Genomic DNA, 17,671 nt, shown 5'->3' on the forward strand with positions numbered 1-17,671 from the left:
AGAAGGTCATACTACCCTAGGAAAGGCGGGGGAAGTATGGCCTTCTGGCATTGGATCATATTGGCGGTTATATGTGTGGGTGTTGTTGGAGCTTTATTTTCCCCTATCCGTATTCGAGTTCGCTATTCGCGCAGCGGTCAATTGGATCAGCTCGTAATTGTCATTAGAGCGCTATACGGCCTTTATCATTATCAGATCCTTCTACCCTCTATTGTGATTAAAGGCTGGAATGTGATCTATCGTGAACGAAGAGCGGGGGGCTTGACTGGCAACAGCAAGCGAAAGCCGACGAGACGGAAAATAGGTAAAGGCACGGTTGTACGTTATATGAGGGCTTACCGAGCCTTATTGCAATCCACAAAGAACTTTAAGATTTGGGCGAGGCATTCGCTGAAAAAATTAGAATGTACCCGCTGGAGATTAGATTTCCGGGTGGGGACGGGAGATGCAGCTTCAACAGCAGTTATAACTGGCTTGCTGTGGGCAGTGTCAGGGTGCGCCTCTGGGGTCGCAGGACAGCTTGTCAGGTTGAATACATCGCCGCAGGGACAAATTACACCTAACTATAGCGGAGTCGAATTTACGGTCGTCTGGGAGGCTGATTTTAGAATCCGTTTGGGAACATTACTATGGATAATAGCAAAGCTGGGAAAAGACACTATTCGAGTTGGCAAAGCTATTCGAGCTTGGCGACACTGGCTAACTGGACCGAAAGAAGCCTAAATGTTGGTGGTATTTCGTTTGCTACATATTCCCCCCTCGTTGTGCACACACTACAGAAAGCGTAGATAATTTCTTATTTATATCGCAATGAGGAGGAATAACATTGGCTGAGCACCCTATTAACGGTCTAATGCAAACCGCCATGGAAAACATTAAGGATATGGTGGACGTTAACACGATTGTTGGTGAACCAGTTCAAACGCCAGATGGCAGTGTCATTTTACCGATTTCTAAAGTCGGATTTGGTTTTGCCGCTGGAGGTAGTGAATTTACTGGTATGAACGATGAAGCTTCGCGGGGACAACAAAAACAAAATGGTCATGAAGGACAAAATGCTTCAGTTGCCATGCCTTTCGGTGGAGGTAGCGGTGGAGGTGTATCGATAACGCCGATTGCTTTCTTGGTCGTAGGCACGCAGGGTGTGAAGGTTGTTCCCTTAGATAGCCAAACACACATCTTGGAAAAATTGATCGATGCAGCTCCAGTGTGGGTGGATAAGCTGAAAAATGCATTCCAAAGAAATGCAGATACAGGGGAAGCTGAGGTTCATGTTCCATCGGTAACCTCCAAATCGTCTGACAATCTTATGTAAGCTAGGCGCAACTGAATATCATCACCGCTCTCCGGTCTATATGACCGGCTTTTTTTTGTTTTTCAGCATGTATAAGTTTTGTCTATAACTATTCTTTCGCTAAGGTTTTACTTGGGTAAATTTGTGGTTCCACGCTGTTCACATACTTTTGGACATGCCTACATAAAATGGATACAAGAACACTTGGAGGAGTCGCAAGGGAAAGCGGCTGGAGGAGGAAATGCATGTACATCAATAGGGGCAAATACAGCTTGCGTGTGATAGGGATAGGGCTCATTGTTCTCTCTACTATCTTCTTGAGCATCCATACCGACACGTTTGCCTTACAAACAGCTACAGCAAAACCTAAGTCATTGCCGAGTCCGCCTGCTAATCACGCGCGTGGTGCGGCGCTTATTGATGTGGCGTCAGGGCGAATCTTGTTCTCCCAGCGTGGGGATGAACCGATGAAAATTGCCAGCTTAACGAAAATTATGACCGCAATAGTAGCCATTGAGCATGGTCAATTAGATAGCAAAGTAAAGGTTAGCGCCAATGCTGCTGGCAAAGAGGGCTCATCGCTTTATTTGAAGGCTGGGGAGCAAATTACGCTTAGAGATGTGCTTTATGGCTTAATGCTCCGTTCCGGCAATGATGCGGCAGTAGCCATTGCAGAGCATGTAGGGGGATCTATTGAGGGCTTCGCTTATCTTATGAATAAGAAAGCAGAGGAGATTGGCCTTACCCACAGTCATTTTATGAATCCCCATGGATTAGATCAAGAAAATCATTATTCCTCAGCTAATGACTTAGCTAAGCTTGCTGCATATGCCTTACATAATCCTGATTTTAAGGAAATCGTTAAAACAAAGGTGAAGTCGGCCCCCAACCCTAATGAAGCCTGGGACTATAAATGGGTAAACAAAAATAAAATGCTGAACATGTATGATGGGGCTGACGGCGTAAAAACAGGATACACAAAGCAAGCATTGCGTACTCTAGTTAGCTCAGCTACACGAAATGGGCAGCAGCTAGTAGCAGTCACATTAAATGATGGGAACGATTGGCTGGACCATAAGAATTTGCTTGATTTTGGCTTTACCTATTTTCCGCTGAAGAGTGTTACTAAGGCTGGAGATCCTATTGCGGGGTTTCCGTATGAGGTGTCGAATAGCTTTGAATATCCTTTTGCCGAAGGGGAGCGGGAGAAGCTTGAAGTTAAACTTGCACCTTTAAGAGAAGGGACTGTCCAATACAATTTAGGTTATCGGGGGCAATTGAAGTTTGTCTTAAATGACGAGCTTATTGGGGCTGTGCCGATTGTCGACGATTCTAAACAGCAGGATAAATCAGAGAGTATCTCTAAGCAAACGCAGGCAAGAGTTACATCGCATACAACTTTTGCAGCTTCATTGAGAACAGCAATAAAGGCATTGTTTTTGCAAGGGGGGTCTTAGATATGGTGAATTGGATATGGATGGGCATGATCGTCTTTAGTGTCATATTTGGTGCCGCTAACGGGAAGATGGAGAAGGTGGCAGAGGCAGCCTTTGGTGGAGCCCAGACGGGGGTAACCGTATGCTTGGGGTTAATCAGTATTCTTGTTTTCTGGATGGGGCTTATGCGCATTGCAGAGGATGCCGGGCTTATTCGTATGATTTCGAGAATAATGGCACCAGTCGTAAGGAGGCTGTTTCCCGACGTTCCAACCGATCACCCTGCAATGGGATATATCCTTTCCAACATGAGTGCTAATTTACTTGGTCTAGGTAATGCCGCGACGCCAATGGGAATTAAAGCGATGCAGGAGCTACAGAAGCTGAATGTTAATCCGACCATAGCCACACCTGCCATGTGCACTCTACTAGCCTTAAATACGGCAAGCATTACGCTTGTTCCGACGACTATGATAGCGATTCGCATGAATTTCGGATCCCTGCATCCAGCGGATATCGTAGCACCAACATTACTGGCAACACTTGTATCTACTGGGGTAGCGATTATTGTGGACAGATGGTATCGCAAGAGGAACAAAATTCCACCAACGTCACACACTATTGATAAGACCGGAGCTAGACCCCCTACTTCTCTGTACAAGCCCTCAGCTCCAGCTGGGGGAGGCTGAAGGCTTTGATTTCACTCATTCAAATTATTTCTACATGGACGATACCCGTGCTTATTGCATTTATACCTTTATACGCTTCATTTCGCAAAATACCTGTATACGAATCCTTTATTGATGGAGCCAAAGATGGCTTTCAAACAGCAATCGGTATTATTCCACATTTGGTTGGCATGATGACGGCGATAAGTATGTTTAGAGCCTCAGGAGCGATGGAGGCCTTCGTAGGCCTTCTTCGACCGCTTCTGGAAGGCTTTGGTGTCCCCGGTGAGGTTCTGCCACTTGCTTTGCTTCGGCCCATTACCGGTGCAGGCTCGCTTGCTTTTGTAACAGATCTGATTAAGGAGCATGGGCCCGATTCGTTTGTAGCCCGAATAGCTTCTACCATTCAAGGCAGTACGGATACGACGTTATATGTTTTAACTGTCTATTTTGGAGCTGTTGGTATCCGAAATTCTCGTTATGCGCTTAAAGTAGGTCTATTTTCCGATTTCATTGGGTTCTTTGCTGCGGTTGCTGCTTGCTGGTTGATGTTTGGCTTGGTATGATGGTTGATGAGGTGAAAGACCGTGGAAGAGAGATTACAGAAGGTTCTTGCTAACGCCGGAGTAGCTTCAAGGCGGAAATGCGAGGAGCTTATTACAGCAGGAAAAGTTATGGTAAATGGTGAGGTTGTTTCAGAGCTTGGCGTTAAAGCCGATCCAACCAAAGATATCATTACGGTATCCGGAAAAGCAATTAAGAAAGAAGCTAAGGTTTATATTATGTTTAATAAGCCCAAAGGGGTTATTACTAGCGTATCTGATCCCCAAGGTCGAAGTGTCGTTACCGATTATTTGAAAGAAATCAAGGAACGGCTCTACCCAGTCGGACGTCTGGATTATGATTCAGAAGGATTACTCCTTATGACGAACGACGGCGATTTGGCTCATAAGCTTATGCATCCGAGCCATCACGTTCCCAAAACCTATCATGCAACCGTGGAAAGAGTTCCTCATGGTAACGCACTAGAGAAGCTGCAAAATGGGATTAAGCTGGAGGATGGGGTAACGGCGCCTGCTGAGGTTGAGTATCACGATATCGATCCTGAGAAGAAATTCGCCACCATTTCCATTACGATCCATGAGGGTCGTAACCGCCAAGTGCGTCGTATGTTCGATGCTATTCATCACCCGGTCACCCGTTTGAAAAGAATTTCATTCGGGGGATTGGTTCTGGGCAATCTGCAACGCGGTAAAAATCGCAGGCTTACGGCAGAAGAAGTCAGCAAGCTTATGGAGTCAGTTGCTGAAGTAGCTATTGTACCTGGGACTGCTACAGCAGAAACAGCTGAAGATTAAATCTATTACTCAGCAATAGCAAAGGAACCCTCGCTTGGCCTTGTGGCTTAGCGGGGATTTCTTTGTTTGAGAGCATATAAACCTACGATTATGCATTGTACCAAAATAGACAAACAATATTAAGGAAAGCCCAGTAAATGAACGTATACTAGATTATGTGAATTGATACTGGATAAGCTATCCGATACAATGAGATTAATGGAATTAGGGTGGTGGGAAGGTTCATATGGGACGTTATAGAAAACCAATTCAATACATAATATTGGTTGCCGTACTCCTTGTTGGAGGATATGCGATCGGGAATTCTTTGTTTACGAAAAGCGTTGTGCTGAAAAAAGGAGAAAAGGCTCCAAGCTTTAAGCTTGCTGGCTTAGATAATCAGGTTCATGAATTGGAGAATTATGCTGGAAAGCCTCTTATTCTGAATTTCTGGGGCACCTTTTGTCCACCTTGTCGCAATGAAATGCCCGCCTTACAGAAGCAGTATGACAAATGGAAGGGACAAGGGCTTGAACTGGTAGGAATTAATTTAAGTGAGGATCGGCTAACTGTTGAAAGCTTTGCTCGACAGGTTGGTGTTAGCTTTCCAATCTTGTTGGATAAAGATAAGAAGACGGAGAAGAAATACGGTCTTAAGCAGTATCCGACTACGTTTTTTATAACCGCGACTGGCAAGATTCAAGAGGTCGTCATTGGCGGGCTATTAACCGAAGAAGAGATAGAAACGCGCGTGGAACGGCTGATGAAGTCGAGTTCGTGACGTCAAGGAGGCCTAGCAGTTGTTTCAGAACACCAAGTGCGAATGCGGACACCAGAATCCTGTAGGAACAGTATTGTGCGAATCGTGCGGAAAACCTTTAGTTGAAAATTTGCTAGACGATGAAGGTGCCCCGCTGGAAATGAGATACGATGGAGTAGCGCGTAGATCTCAGAAAGCGAATCCACAGCTCATTGATAGAATTTGGAACTTTTTTTCCTCTGTTAAAATCGCCGTATACCTTATTGCGATTACATTGATCGGCGCAGCTGTTGGGACTATTTTTCAGCAGGAAGATACGTTGATTAACTTAACTGAGAGCTCAGAGTTTGCTGCGTATTACAAAGAAAGATACGGCACTCTCGGAGTCATTTACCATGCATTAGGTTTATCAAGAACTTATGAATCCTGGTGGTTCATAGGTCTTCTAGTTATGATCGGTACATCTCTTGTTATATGTAGCCTTGATCGTGTTCTTCCGCTCTATCGTGCATTATCGAAGCAGCAAATCCGCAAGCATCTCCAGTTCATAAATCGACAGCAGGTTATCTATTCAGGGGAGATCAAGGGTGATCAAGCTGAATGGGTGAATGATTTTGCGAAGCAGATAAAGCGCAAAAGATACCGGGTATGGAAGGAAGACGGAGCATTACTCGCCGAGAAAAATAGATTTAGCCGTTGGGGTCCATACATCAACCATATTGGACTTATTATTTTCCTGCTGGCGGTATTAGGTCGAAGCATTCCAGCCTGGCATATGGATAAATATATGGCCCTCTACGAAGGGGAGACCAGACAAATTCCAGATACAAATTATTATGTGAAAAATGATAAATTCACGGTTGAATACTACACGGATGCAGAGCTGGCGAATAATCAGCAAGGAACTAAAGTCGTTAAGCTTTACGAGACAAAAGCTCGATTGTTCGAATGTGCGGATGTGTGTGATGATCCTATACGAGAGCCGGTTCTAACTGAGGTGAAACAGCATCAGATTCATGTGAATAGTCCTCTCTCTTATAATGGAATAAAGCTGTACCAGAACAGCTACATGGAGAAGGTCCGGTTCATTTCCGTACATCCCACATTATTTGACTCTTCAAGTGGTAAAGCAATAGGCTCCTTTGATCTGATGATGGATCATCCAGAGCTGACCTACAATGTTGGCTCATACAACTTGACGTTAAAAGACTTTTATCCAGATTTCAGTCTGGATGAGCAGAGTCGACCAATGACGAAGACACGTGAGCCTAATAATCCTGCCTTTATATTCGTCATTAAGGGTCCAGGCCTTCAGGAAAAAGGGGAAATTTACATTTATTTCCCAATGCCGAGCGAGAAGAGTAAATATTTTGAGACCATAATCAATGATAGCTTCAAACAAAGAGGCGACAACACAGGAACATTCAATATTAAGGTGGAAAATCCGATCGTCAATGGTAAAATGAATAATATTGAGTATTCCGAGTACACCACCTATTTGAATATTCGTGTTGATAAGGCAATGCCATATATTTGGGTCGGTGCTGCGATTTCCATGCTTGGTCTTGTTATGGGCTTCTATTGGCAGCATAGGCGTATATGGTTACGGATAGATGGGGACAAGCTTTCTCTCGGAGCACATACAAATAAGAATAGTTTTGGTCTAAGGGCCGATGTCGCTTGGGCTTTGGGTCGGACTGGTATTGAGGTACTTCCCAAATCGCTTGATAACAGGAGGAATTGACGTTGAACTGGGTAGATTTCAGCAGTAATGCTTTTGTGGTTGCGTTTTACCTATATTGTGCATCATTTATATGCTTTGCCATCGCAGTAGGAGGGAAACGCTGGAGCAATCGTAAGCCTGAGGATCATGTAAACCGTTGGGGCAAAATAGGCTTTGCGGGAGCTGTTGCTGGATGGATAGCTCATCTTACATTCTTCTTTACCCGTTGGTACGGTGGAGGTCATATTCCAACGAGTAACATGTATGAATTTATGACATTCTTGGCTATGGCTATCATGTTTGCCTTCATTGTTGTGCATCTTATTTATCGTAATATGCTTCTTGGTGCTTTTGCACTTCCTTTAGTTATTATTATTGTTTCTTATGCTTCTGTATTTCCTTCAGAGGTACAACCATTAATACCAGCATTAAATCATTATTGGTTAAAAATTCATGTAACGACTGCTGCACTGGGTGAAGCCTTCTTCGCAGTTGGTTTTGCTGCTGCACTTATGCAGCTGATTAGAGTGGTCGATTATACTCGTAAGGATAAAGCAGGCAAACGTGCCCAATTTTGGACGGAATTTTCGTTAGTCGTCATTATTGTCCTAATTGGCTTTCTCGTTGCGGTTTTCAGTTTCCGCGGAGCGGGTTATGAATCGGTGTTCCGTCAAGAGACGATAACAATTGATGCGAACGGAATCGCTAACTCCGAGGTTAAGGAAGTGAAGTATAGCTTACCTCCTATTGTAGCGCCTTATAATAGTGAGACCGTTAGCTTCCAGTCGTTTATTGGTATGGACAAGCAGCTATTTGATTCACCTTCATGGTTAAAAGGCGTAAATGCGGGAAGAAAGCTTAATACAGTTATTTGGTCTGTTATTGCTGGATTAGTGCTATATGGCTTGCTGCGTTTGCTCGCTCGTAAACCGATTGCTGCTGTTATTCAACCGCATTTGACTGATATTGATCCCGAAGACCTTGAGGAAATTAGTTATCGTTCTATTGCGATCGGCTTCCCAGTATTCACATTAGGTGCACTTATCTTTGCGATGATATGGGCTGAGATAGCCTGGTCACGCTTCTGGGGCTGGGACCCGAAAGAAGTATGGGCCCTTGTTACATTCTTATACTACAGTGTCTACTTGCATTTACGGCTGTCACGTGGCTGGCAGGGTACGCGTTCGGCATGGTTGGCTGTAATTGGTTTCCTTGTCGTCATGTTTACATTGATTGGTGTAAACCTCGTTATAGCCGGCTTACATTCTTACGCAGGGGTATAACAGATAAAGAAATGTTAAAAGCCGAGAGGGGATTGTTGGCATGAGCTTTGGTAATCGAATATTAGTTGTGGACGATGAAGAGAGAATTCGCCGCTTACTTAGAATGTATTTGGAAAAAGAAGGATATATCATTGATGAGGCGGAAGACGGCGAGACCGCGCTTCGCAAAGCTCAAGAGGAAGATTTCGATTTGATCGTGCTGGATTTAATGCTTCCCGGAATTGACGGACTTGAGGTATGTGCCCGATTGCGTCAATTAAAGGCAACACCTGTGCTTATGCTTACAGCAAAGGGTGAGGAAGTTAATCGAGTACAAGGCTTTGAGGTTGGTGCGGATGATTATGTCGTGAAGCCGTTTAGCCCGCGGGAAGTTATTTTCCGGATTAAAGCTATTTTGCGTCGTTCATCTGCTACTGCGTTCTTATCTAAGGAGCTGAACACAAGCAACAATATTGTGTTCCCTTACTTAATTATCGAGCATGACGCTCATCGTGTTACTGCAAGCGGTCAAGAGGTTAACCTGACGCCTAAGGAATATGAGCTGCTTCATTATTTGGCTAGCACACCAGACAAGGTGTTCTCGCGAGAAGAGCTGCTTAAGGATGTATGGAATTACGATTTCTTCGGTGATTTGCGTACAGTTGATACCCATGTGAAACGGCTAAGGGAGAAGCTCAATCGCGTTTCTGCAGAAGCTGCTTCCATGATTACGACCGTTTGGGGCGTCGGTTATAAGCTAGAGGCGGCGAAGTAGGCTATGGCCATTTGGAGATCGGTCGTTGGCAAGATGTGGCTAACGATAATAGGGCTTGTCGCTGTTGTTATTACTACATTAGGGCTATTTCTGCTTGAGTATATTAATTTATCGTTCACTGAGCCTCAGAAGATCAAACATCTGTTTATTTACTCAGGAGTTATTGGTTTTCTGCTGACAACCTTTTTCGCCTTTTTCCTCCTAACGAAGATCACTCAGCCGTTGAGGGAAATGAAGGACGCGGCGAACAGAGTAGCTCAAGGGGACTATACAACAAGAGTGGCTATTCGTTCCTCGGATGAGATTGGGGAGCTGGCCAACACCTTTAACCAGATGGCTTCGGAATTGCATACGCTTATCCGTGACCTTCAGCATGAAAGAGATCACCTGAGCAGCGTTCTTCGAAGTATGACAGACTCGGTCATCTCTTTCGACGCTAGCGGGGAAGTTATTCTAACGAATCCACAGGGACAGCATTTGCTGGACGACTGGAGCTCTGTGGATTGGTCTGAAGACGAGGAGCTATCAGATCGTGATGCTAACGTGCCTGGCCCACTTAGGGAAACGTTCCGTAACGTTATAACGAAGGGCAAGGAGCTAACAGTCAAAATCCATGTCAAAAGTGGAGTTTGGTCTGTTGTAATGACGCCGCTAGCTTCTACGGATTCCGTAAGGGGAGCGGTTGCTGTGCTGCGTGATGTCACAGAGGAATTCCGGGTGGACAAAATGCGTAAAGATTTCGTAGCAAATGTGTCACATGAAATCCGTACGCCTCTATCAATGGTGCAGGGCTACAGCGAGGCATTAATTGACGATATTGCTACTACTCCGGATGAACGAAGAGAGCTTGTTCAGGTTATCCATGATGAGTCTCTCAGGATGGGGCGTCTCGTTAAGGATTTACTGGACTTAGCGCGCATGGAAGCAGGACACTTGGAAATGAACTTCCAATCCTTAGATGTTAATGGTTTGATGATGAGGGTTTATCGTAAATTTGCTGCTTTAGCTAAAGAACGGAATATCTCGCTTACGAGATCAGACGAGGATCCTACATTACTATTAGAAGCCGCTGATGGTGATCGGCTCGAACAGGTGTTAACGAATCTAATGGATAATGCGCTTCGTCATACTTCTGCGGGTGCATCTATAGCCTTGAAAGCTTCACGAATTAAAGAGGCGAAGGGTGACTGGATTGAGCTACAGGTAGCAGATGAGGGGCAAGGAATTCCGCGTGAGGATTTACCTTATATATTCGAAAGATTTTATAAGGCAGACAAAGCCCGCAAACGTGAGATTGCCGGAGGCGGTACAGGTCTTGGACTTGCTATCGTCAAAAATTTAGTCGTAGCCCATGGGGGAACAATCACCGCTGCAAGCGAGCACGGTGAAGGGACTACTTTTACGATTAAACTTCCTATTAAGGTTAACAGCAAAAAGCTCTCGACAGAGCATGGCTGAGAAGAGGATACAACATGGGTTTTGGACTGCGATGGCCCTTTCGGACAAAACAGAAGGTAGCATCGGATCAACAATTGTCACGTGAAGCCCGTGTCGCACTGCTCATACACGGTTGTTTTCAATTTGGTGCTTCGATGTCGGGGTTGTTCCTTAATCTATATTTGTGGCGTCTCACTGAAAATTTAGTTATTAACGGTATATTTAATGTTATTGTTTACGGTATGACTCCGATTGCATTTGCCATCGGAGGATGGGTCGCCAAGAAGAAGGATCGTATGGTCACGTATCGCCTCGGCATCGCGTTGATCACGGTCTTTTTTCTTGCCGTCATTTTTGCTCAAGAGAAGGTCGTTACCTATTATCCTTTATTCGCAGTCTTTAACGGTCTGGCTTTAGGATTTTATTGGACGGGTTACATTATTCTTATGTATGATGTGACAGAGAGTCGCAATCGTTCAAGGTTCCTAGGTATTAATATGATTGTGTTTAACACTGCGGGATTGGCTGGACCAGCCTTATCTGGGTTTATTATCAGCATGTTCGAAGGACTCCGGGGCTACTTGCTTACATTTACTGCCGCGTCAATCTTATTCGGTCTTGCTTCCTTCCTAAGCTTAAAAATTAAGAGAGTTCAATCGCATCACAGAACCTATTATCTAAAGTATTTTGGTCTCATGATGAAGAGAAGTCGATTATGGGTAATGGGACTATGTAGCTTTCTCCTGCTTGGATTATTTCAAGGTATGATGCTGTTCTTGCCGAATATTCTGATGTTTAAGACTGTAGGTAGAGAGGATCAGGTGGGCTATTTATCTGTTTTCTTTGCCTTGCTTACAATCTTAACGGGTTACTTTATTTCACGAAGAAAACCTAATGTTAATATTCGTCGCGATTTGTTTATTGCATCACTCATCATTGTTATGGGATCTACTATTCTTCTAATAGATATTACGTTATGGACAGTCATTGCATATATGTCGGTGTATTCCTTGATGTCACCGCTTATTCTCAACACATTAACCTCTTATTATTATCGGATTATGGATGGGCTGCCCCTCAAGGGGATGTTTCGTATCGAATCTGTCGTTATCCGAGAATTTTTCTTGAATGTGGGAAGAGTGTTATCTATTTCTTTGCAATTAATATTTGCGAGTAATCTAGATTCCCCTGCGTTGCCAGTTGTCCTGCTCTTTACAGCGTTTATGCAGCTTGGCATTGTGCTGCTTGTTAGAAATAGGATATAGGGCATTTAGCTGGTTAATAAATCAGGGTAATGACTATATGAAGCTTATTGGTATTCATACAAATTATAAACGGGGCTGCCCACAAGATAAACTTATGGGGAGCTTCTTGCTATGCTATCGATTATAGTTTTTGCGGGGAAGTATCTCCTTCCGGTTGCTGCTCCACCCCGTAAAGTGAAGAGAAACTTTGTAGTTATTTCCGAGTACTTTACGGGGACCCCGGGTTGAGATCGTGAAATCTGAATAGGTAAACTCTTAAAAAGGAGATTTCACGATCTCAAAGGCAAGCGCTTCGCTCCTACAGGAGATACTTCCCCTCTTTTTCTTATCGATTAAAGTCAGAAGAAACAAAAGAATTAAACCATATATTGATAAATGTAAGCTTCGACCTATGCAAGCCATTTTTGCGTTTTTGGTAAATTAAATGTATGGAGCTGAATGTGTTGCTTTGAGCTTTGAGGCTCCATAAAAGGATAGTCAGGGATGATCTTTTCTTGGCTGTTTTTCTTACAATTGAAGTATAAAATCAGTAACCTATTAAGCGATGCCGTACAGTTTACAACCTTCCGCATTCCACTTCTTTCGCTACAATCCGCATTCCGATTACGATCTTGCCTGCGGCAAAGCGTATGCAAGAGGGAAATGTGTGTCCTGGCTAACGAACCGTATCGTGCTTATTAACGATAAATGGACTACTTATTTTTTCTTACGAACTCCAGCGGCGCTATTGGGGGAAATATGGGAGGAACGGTGCTTCTTTACTGGATATAAGATGTCTGAAGCTCGTTAAAATGTAAAACCATTAGATTTTGATCAAATAAGAGTTACTGAGTTCGTAAGCCATATGTTAAATGTCACGCAATCCATTTCTAAATAATCTTCGACATGAACGTTGAACGCCGTGAAAGGACGGTGCCAGTCGTTTATGATTGCATGAACATGTATGCGGTTACATTAATTTCTCTTCGATTATTGGAATTTTCTAAGCAAACACCAGTTTTCGACTCTTTGATGAAGGTGCATTATAGAGAATAAGTACAAAAGATGAATTTTATAGTATAAAATGGAAGTGTGCATCAGGCAAACTGAATTTTCGAGAGACTGTAATATAGACATAAGTGGGTGAATAGATTGAAAATATTTCCTTATCTTCTCCTGCCAATCAGCGCATTCCTAGGTGGTTGCACCATTATATTGATAATTACGATTATTTTCACTGGCAGTAATGGTGATCTGCCTATACATGATAGCTCTACTTTTGCGTGGTCAATATTATTGTTATTTATGCTAATAACAGGTTATGCTATATCACTTTGTTTGTTATATAAAAAAAATAATTTTGGTGTTCTGCTAAATCTTGTTGTCTATATCTTCTTTATATTTGCTGCCCCCACAATTATGTCTAAATATGAAACATTTATTTCGACTCCATCTGTGAAAGAACAACGAAAAATTATTAATCTTGTATCCGACGAGATCAAAACCTTAAACCTTCCATATTCTATAGATTTTGATCAGAGTCATAAAGATACAAAACGGTATGGGGGAAGAGTCGCAGTTATCTTAATTAAGACAGTGGATGGAGATGTTCAAGAAGGCGAGGTAGACTCAATTTTAAGCAATATTCCTGCCGGTGAAGTGGTCCTAACAATCTATTCTAAAAATAAAGATAACTTTATTGCATTAGCTCTTGACGAAAATAGACGAATAAAACAGTGCGTGCCATATGAAATATGTAAAAAGTTTAATATTAAATATTAAACGAAAGGTGTTGGCACAGGAATTATCTCCTGCAACCAACACCTTTTTGTTTGGAAGTCATCCTTAGTGGGACGACCTGTACTAATAATCCAACTTCCCTAGTTCAGTTGAATTTCCTTAGCGTTGTTAAGATCCGGAAGGGCAGAGACTTCTCCCAGGACTTGCTTAGTTACGCCTTTATCAACACCGAGAACCATAATAGCAGCGCCGCCAACGATTTTACGGCCAACCTGCATCGTTGCAATGTTGATATCTTTCGTGCCGAGAAGCATGCCTACACGACCGATAATTCCCGGTTTGTCATGATGAGAGATCAACAGGATGTGACCTTGCGGTTCCACGTCCACTGGGAATTTATCAATTTGTGTAATCCGAGGACCGAAGCCATTAAGCGATGTACCTGCTACGAGACGTTCTTCCTTGTCCGTACGCAGTGTTACGCTAACTTGGTTTGTGAAGCCCTTAGATGCATGAGACTTCGTAATGACGATATTCACATCACGGTTTTTAGCTAGATGCAATGCGTTAACTATGTTGACTTGATCTGAACCAAGATGATGTGCAAGCACACCTTCTACGATGTGACGAGTTAATGGCTGTGTATCAACCTCAGCCAAATCACCTGCATAAGCAATGGCAATCTCCTTCACAGGTCCTTCTGTAATTTGTGCTGCAAAGCTACCTAGCTTCTTGCCAAGCGAGAAGTAAGGCTCGAGCTTAGAAAGAACTTCAGCTGCCACAGGAGGCATGTTAACGGCGTTCTTGAATGGCTCACCACGTAGTATGTGAAGCAATTGCTCAGAAACGTCGATTGCTACGTTTTCTTGAGCTTCAATTGTGGAGGCACCCAAGTGAGGAGTAACGATAATTTTCGGATGAGACAAGAACGGATGATCAGCTGCAGGAGGCTCACTCTCGAATACATCGAAAGCTGCGCCAGCAACTTGACCTGCGTCAATGGCATCAACTAGTGCTAATTCATCGATAATGCCTCCGCGCGCACAGTTAACTATACGGACACCCTTTTTAATAACGGCAAATTGATCTTTACCGATCATGTGGCGAGTTTCAGGAGTAAGTGGAGTATGAACGGTAATGAAGTCAGCTTCGCGAATAATATCTTCAACAGATGCTTTGCGAACACCAATCTTCTCTGCACGTTCTTCTGTTAAGAAAGGATCATAGCCTAGTACATTCATTCCGAAAGCTTTCGCACGAGCAGCTACCTCGCTACCAATACGTCCCATACCAAGAACGCCTAGTACTTTGTTGCGAAGCTCGACACCAACAAAGGATTTGCGATCCCATTCTCCGCCAACTGTTTTCAAATAAGCTTGGGGAATATGACGGGCAACAGCCATCATCATGGCAAAGGTATGCTCACAAGTGGTAATCGTGTTACCGTCTGGTGCATTAATAACGATGATACCGCGTTTTGTAGCTGCTTCCAGATCGATATTGTCGACGCCGACACCAGCACGTCCAATAACTTTTAGTTTACTACCTGCATTCATAATTTTTTCAGTAACACGTGTTTGGCTGCGCACGAGTAATGCATCATATTCGCCAATAATGGCAACGAGCTCGTCCTCGCTCAGACCTGTTTTCTTGTCAATGGAGATGTCTGATGCTTCCACTAAAAGCGAAATACCTAAATCACTAATTGGATCCGATACTAAAACCTTAAACATAGGAAACCCTCCTTCGATCTATAGAAAACACCCTCAACCGCCGCTTTCCGCATCGAGCGGACTAACGGTGCGTAGAGGGTGACTCCGTAAGGTCACTTCTTTTCATGTATCGCAAAATACGCATACGCACGAAATCAGTTCCGATTGCCTATCCTATTTTATAGCAATGGGATGGACAATTGCAATGGTGAAAGTGAGACAAAATGCCATCTAATACGTAGAATGACTTAAACGATTAAAAATTACTCGCAAAAGTATACGAAGTCATCTCTAGAAAGGAGAGACGATTTATTTATCTAAGAAAAAAAACGGAAGCTGAGGGAGCTGCTCTTTATCATAGAACCTAGATTTCATCTCAATGAAATCTCCATTACGAACAGCATCGGTACTTGTTAATAGATCGGCGATGGCATTAAAGCTTTTGACTTTCCGCTTGTCAGCCTTGCCTGAGCTAATGAACTGATCGATACGAGCTGTCAGGTCATGTGGTAAATAATCATCAATTTGCGGTTGTTCGGACAAATAATCCGAGGCAACTTTAATTTTGACGATAAGAGGAAGAGCCTTCCATTTCGCAATACTAAGGATACCAGAGCTAGTATACTCTCCTGGGATATCAGAATTGACTGATTCTGCCCATTTCAGCATGGAGCTATAATATTGCTTCTGTGCAAATAGTGACTGAGAGCGACCTTCTTTATAGAAGGAATTTCCATTAAGCTTATCCATTACCATGTCAGCAGTACCTTCATTTGCAGTCGTGGCAGCCTTGGAGAAGCTTTCCTGGAATAACTTAAGACTTTTCAGATAGCTAGCTTGTGAATTACTTAATTGCGGAGAGATTGGCGCCACATATACTTTTTTGATTGCATCATATTTACGCTGAGCAGATTTTGCTAATTCCTTCATAGATGCTGACCGATCGGCCGTTGAATCCGATAGCCATTTATTCTGGGCTACTAACAAATCGTTTTGAAATTCCCGATAGGGCAAAAATACGGTATGATAGAAAGAAACTAAATCTTGCTGCTGGTAAGCATTAATTGGAGGAGAGGTAGTAGTTGCTTCCGTTGTCTGTTCGGTCGTATACTTGGCTTGTTCTCGCTCGGAGCCGACTTTAACACCATAGAAAAAAGCGCCAACTGCGATGATAAGCATAAGTAAGAAAGCTAATGAAAACATAAGATCTGATCTGTTTAGACGCTTTTCCATCGGTTGCTCCTTTAAACGGTCATTGTTAGTTGATAGGTAGTCCTAGTATAGAAAAAAAAAGTGCGCTTGAACATACAAAAATTCACAACATTCGAGGGAATATGAGAAAATTTGATTTTCGTAACATCAAGATTCGCAAAGTGACCGTTGACGAGCTGAATGACAAAATGCTTTTGGCCAATTTGTATATGACGCAGGCGCTTACTCTTATTATCGGTATCATATGGGTTTTATTTCAGGGTAGAAATCCTCTTTCTTTTTTTAAGCTCCCCATTGATAGTAATTTTTTGTGGTGGGGTGCGGGACTCGCTGTAGTCGTATTAATATTTGATTTAGGAATTTCTCGTTTTGTACCAGAGGATGCAGCGGATGATGGTGGGGTAAACGAAAGGGTATTCGGTAATAGAGCTGTGTGGCATATTGCTGTCATTTCTTTAGTTGTGGCGATTTGTGAAGAAATATTGTTTCGTGGGGCAATTCAGCATGCATTTGGTCCTTATTGGACAAGTATTATTTTTGCTGCTATACACGTCAGGTACCTACGTCATTGGATTCCGACAGGTCTGGTGTTTATAATTAGCTACGGACTTGGTTGGATTATGATTCAATCAGGAACACTGTGGGCACCTATTATTGCACATTTTCTAATCGACTTCGTAATGGGATGTATTTTACGTTTTCGGAGGGAAGAGAAATGAAAGACGAAGAAAATTCGTCATCGGTATGGAGTAAATATTTGGCTGCTAAAGAGTCTGCCTTTGGCTCAACTCAAGAAGATGATATTCATCTTTCTTTAGAGGAGTTAGAGGCTGTTATCGCTGAGACGGCTGCTTCCTCAGGCTTGCCAGAAACGGGTATGCCCCCGCGTTCAAATGTGCATCCTTCATCGCGCAGACAGCTATCACGGTGGTTTTATTTAGCATTAGTTGTCCTTTTCTCAGCATTGGTCATTGGTCTATTCTGGTGGGGGCGTGAGCATTATGCTGAATAGCTCCATAAAAATAAAAGGCTGCTTCCTATTCCCGCAAAGGGTGGAAGCAGCCTTTTCTA

Annotated in this window: 18 protein-coding genes; 16 read left to right on the forward strand and 2 right to left on the reverse strand. The window is 43.2% G+C overall.

Going from position 1 to position 17,671, the window contains the following annotated elements; translation table 11 throughout:
• The first annotated feature begins 36 nt into the window (after positions 1 to 36).
• The 14 genes from KCTCHS21_RS12555 to KCTCHS21_RS12615 all read left to right on the forward strand — a co-directional run bounded on the left by KCTCHS21_RS12555 (position 37) and on the right by KCTCHS21_RS12615 (position 13,718).
• A complete protein-coding gene (locus KCTCHS21_RS12555) occupies positions 37 to 723 on the forward strand; it encodes a DUF2953 domain-containing protein (RefSeq protein ID WP_130608386.1) in 687 nt (228 codons plus the stop codon).
• A gap of 103 nt (positions 724 to 826) precedes the next feature.
• Positions 827 to 1,315, forward strand: coding sequence for a GerW family sporulation protein (ytfJ, locus tag KCTCHS21_RS12560; RefSeq protein ID WP_130608389.1), 489 nt, complete (start codon positions 827 to 829; stop codon positions 1,313 to 1,315).
• Positions 1,316 to 1,539: 224 nt separating this feature from the next.
• Positions 1,540 to 2,751, forward strand: coding sequence for a D-alanyl-D-alanine carboxypeptidase family protein (locus KCTCHS21_RS12565; RefSeq protein WP_130608392.1), 1,212 nt, complete (start codon positions 1,540 to 1,542; stop codon positions 2,749 to 2,751).
• Positions 2,752 to 2,753: 2 nt separating this feature from the next.
• Complete coding sequence (locus KCTCHS21_RS12570) at positions 2,754 to 3,419, forward strand: nucleoside recognition domain-containing protein (RefSeq protein ID WP_130608395.1); 666 nt, start codon at positions 2,754 to 2,756, stop codon at positions 3,417 to 3,419.
• Between the two features lie 5 nt (positions 3,420 to 3,424).
• Complete coding sequence (locus KCTCHS21_RS12575; RefSeq protein ID WP_130608398.1) at positions 3,425 to 3,964, forward strand: spore maturation protein; 540 nt, start codon at positions 3,425 to 3,427, stop codon at positions 3,962 to 3,964.
• Between the two features lie 21 nt (positions 3,965 to 3,985).
• A complete protein-coding gene (locus tag KCTCHS21_RS12580) occupies positions 3,986 to 4,756 on the forward strand; it encodes a pseudouridine synthase (RefSeq protein ID WP_232058175.1) in 771 nt (256 codons plus the stop codon).
• A 226-nt stretch (positions 4,757 to 4,982) separates the two neighbouring features.
• Entirely contained in the window at positions 4,983 to 5,516 is a 534-nt protein-coding gene (locus tag KCTCHS21_RS12585; protein WP_130608401.1) for a redoxin domain-containing protein, read from the forward strand.
• 19 nt (positions 5,517 to 5,535) lie between these two features.
• On the forward strand, positions 5,536 to 7,239 hold the full coding sequence (resB, locus tag KCTCHS21_RS12590) for a cytochrome c biogenesis protein ResB (protein WP_130608404.1): 1,704 nt from the start codon (positions 5,536 to 5,538) through the stop codon (positions 7,237 to 7,239).
• A 2-nt stretch (positions 7,240 to 7,241) separates the two neighbouring features.
• Positions 7,242 to 8,501 carry a cytochrome c biogenesis protein CcsA gene (gene ccsA / locus KCTCHS21_RS12595; RefSeq protein ID WP_130608407.1) on the forward strand — a complete coding sequence of 420 codons (1,260 nt, stop codon included), beginning with the start codon at positions 7,242 to 7,244 and terminating at the stop codon, positions 8,499 to 8,501.
• 40 nt (positions 8,502 to 8,541) lie between these two features.
• The gene (locus KCTCHS21_RS12600) at positions 8,542 to 9,255 is read left to right on the forward strand and encodes a response regulator transcription factor (protein ID WP_130608410.1); all 714 of its coding nucleotides are present in this window, start codon (positions 8,542 to 8,544) and stop codon (positions 9,253 to 9,255) included.
• Between the two features lie 3 nt (positions 9,256 to 9,258).
• Positions 9,259 to 10,713 carry an ATP-binding protein gene (locus KCTCHS21_RS12605; protein ID WP_130608413.1) on the forward strand — a complete coding sequence of 485 codons (1,455 nt, stop codon included), beginning with the start codon at positions 9,259 to 9,261 and terminating at the stop codon, positions 10,711 to 10,713.
• Between the two features lie 14 nt (positions 10,714 to 10,727).
• On the forward strand, positions 10,728 to 11,957 hold the full coding sequence (locus KCTCHS21_RS12610; RefSeq protein WP_130608416.1) for an MFS transporter: 1,230 nt from the start codon (positions 10,728 to 10,730) through the stop codon (positions 11,955 to 11,957).
• A 646-nt stretch (positions 11,958 to 12,603) separates the two neighbouring features.
• Positions 12,604 to 12,747, forward strand: a complete 144-nt coding sequence (locus tag KCTCHS21_RS30895) for a hypothetical protein (protein WP_157994029.1) — start codon at positions 12,604 to 12,606, stop codon at positions 12,745 to 12,747.
• 332 nt (positions 12,748 to 13,079) lie between these two features.
• A complete protein-coding gene (locus KCTCHS21_RS12615) occupies positions 13,080 to 13,718 on the forward strand; it encodes a hypothetical protein (RefSeq protein WP_130608419.1) in 639 nt (212 codons plus the stop codon).
• 98 nt (positions 13,719 to 13,816) lie between these two features.
• On the opposite strand, the gene serA is transcribed toward KCTCHS21_RS12615, so the two are convergent.
• Together serA and KCTCHS21_RS12625 are read right to left on the reverse strand one after the other, a co-directional pair.
• On the reverse strand, positions 13,817 to 15,409 hold the full coding sequence (gene serA, locus KCTCHS21_RS12620) for a phosphoglycerate dehydrogenase (RefSeq protein WP_130608422.1): 1,593 nt from the start codon (positions 15,407 to 15,409) through the stop codon (positions 13,817 to 13,819).
• Positions 15,410 to 15,697: 288 nt separating this feature from the next.
• Positions 15,698 to 16,621 (reverse strand): hypothetical protein, encoded by a 924-nt coding sequence (locus tag KCTCHS21_RS12625; protein ID WP_130608425.1) that lies wholly within the window; start codon positions 16,619 to 16,621, stop codon positions 15,698 to 15,700.
• A gap of 101 nt (positions 16,622 to 16,722) precedes the next feature.
• Between KCTCHS21_RS12625 and KCTCHS21_RS12630 the strand changes: the two genes are divergently transcribed.
• Both KCTCHS21_RS12630 and KCTCHS21_RS12635 read left to right on the forward strand, forming a co-directional pair.
• Complete coding sequence (locus KCTCHS21_RS12630; protein WP_130616487.1) at positions 16,723 to 17,319, forward strand: CPBP family intramembrane glutamic endopeptidase; 597 nt, start codon at positions 16,723 to 16,725, stop codon at positions 17,317 to 17,319.
• Positions 17,316 to 17,612, forward strand: a complete 297-nt coding sequence (locus KCTCHS21_RS12635; protein ID WP_130608428.1) for a hypothetical protein — start codon at positions 17,316 to 17,318, stop codon at positions 17,610 to 17,612. Before KCTCHS21_RS12630 ends, KCTCHS21_RS12635 begins: the two co-directional genes overlap by 4 nt.
• Positions 17,613 to 17,671 lie beyond the last annotated feature (59 nt).

Origin of the sequence: Cohnella abietis, from assembly GCF_004295585.1 — a bacterium.
Classification (GTDB): Bacteria; Bacillota; Bacilli; order Paenibacillales; family Paenibacillaceae; genus Cohnella; species Cohnella abietis.

Excerpts from the sequence above, each read along its gene's own strand:
- KCTCHS21_RS12555 (WP_130608386.1), top strand. The coding sequence starts at position 37 with ATGGCCTTCTGGCATTGGATCATATTGGCGGTTATATGTGTGGGTGTT.
- KCTCHS21_RS12565 (WP_130608392.1), top strand. The coding sequence starts at position 1,540 with ATGTACATCAATAGGGGCAAATACAGCTTGCGTGTGATAGGGATAGGG.
- KCTCHS21_RS12570 (WP_130608395.1), top strand. The coding sequence starts at position 2,754 with ATGGTGAATTGGATATGGATGGGCATGATCGTCTTTAGTGTCATATTT.
- KCTCHS21_RS12585 (WP_130608401.1), top strand. The coding sequence starts at position 4,983 with ATGGGACGTTATAGAAAACCAATTCAATACATAATATTGGTTGCCGTA.
- KCTCHS21_RS12600 (WP_130608410.1), top strand. The coding sequence starts at position 8,542 with ATGAGCTTTGGTAATCGAATATTAGTTGTGGACGATGAAGAGAGAATT.
- KCTCHS21_RS12605 (WP_130608413.1), top strand. The coding sequence starts at position 9,259 with ATGGCCATTTGGAGATCGGTCGTTGGCAAGATGTGGCTAACGATAATA.
- KCTCHS21_RS12610 (WP_130608416.1), top strand. The coding sequence starts at position 10,728 with ATGGGTTTTGGACTGCGATGGCCCTTTCGGACAAAACAGAAGGTAGCA.
- serA (WP_130608422.1), bottom strand. The coding sequence starts at position 15,409 with ATGTTTAAGGTTTTAGTATCGGATCCAATTAGTGATTTAGGTATTTCG.
- KCTCHS21_RS12625 (WP_130608425.1), bottom strand. The coding sequence starts at position 16,621 with ATGGAAAAGCGTCTAAACAGATCAGATCTTATGTTTTCATTAGCTTTC.
- KCTCHS21_RS12630 (WP_130616487.1), top strand. The coding sequence starts at position 16,723 with ATGAGAAAATTTGATTTTCGTAACATCAAGATTCGCAAAGTGACCGTT.
- KCTCHS21_RS12635 (WP_130608428.1), top strand. The coding sequence starts at position 17,316 with ATGAAAGACGAAGAAAATTCGTCATCGGTATGGAGTAAATATTTGGCT.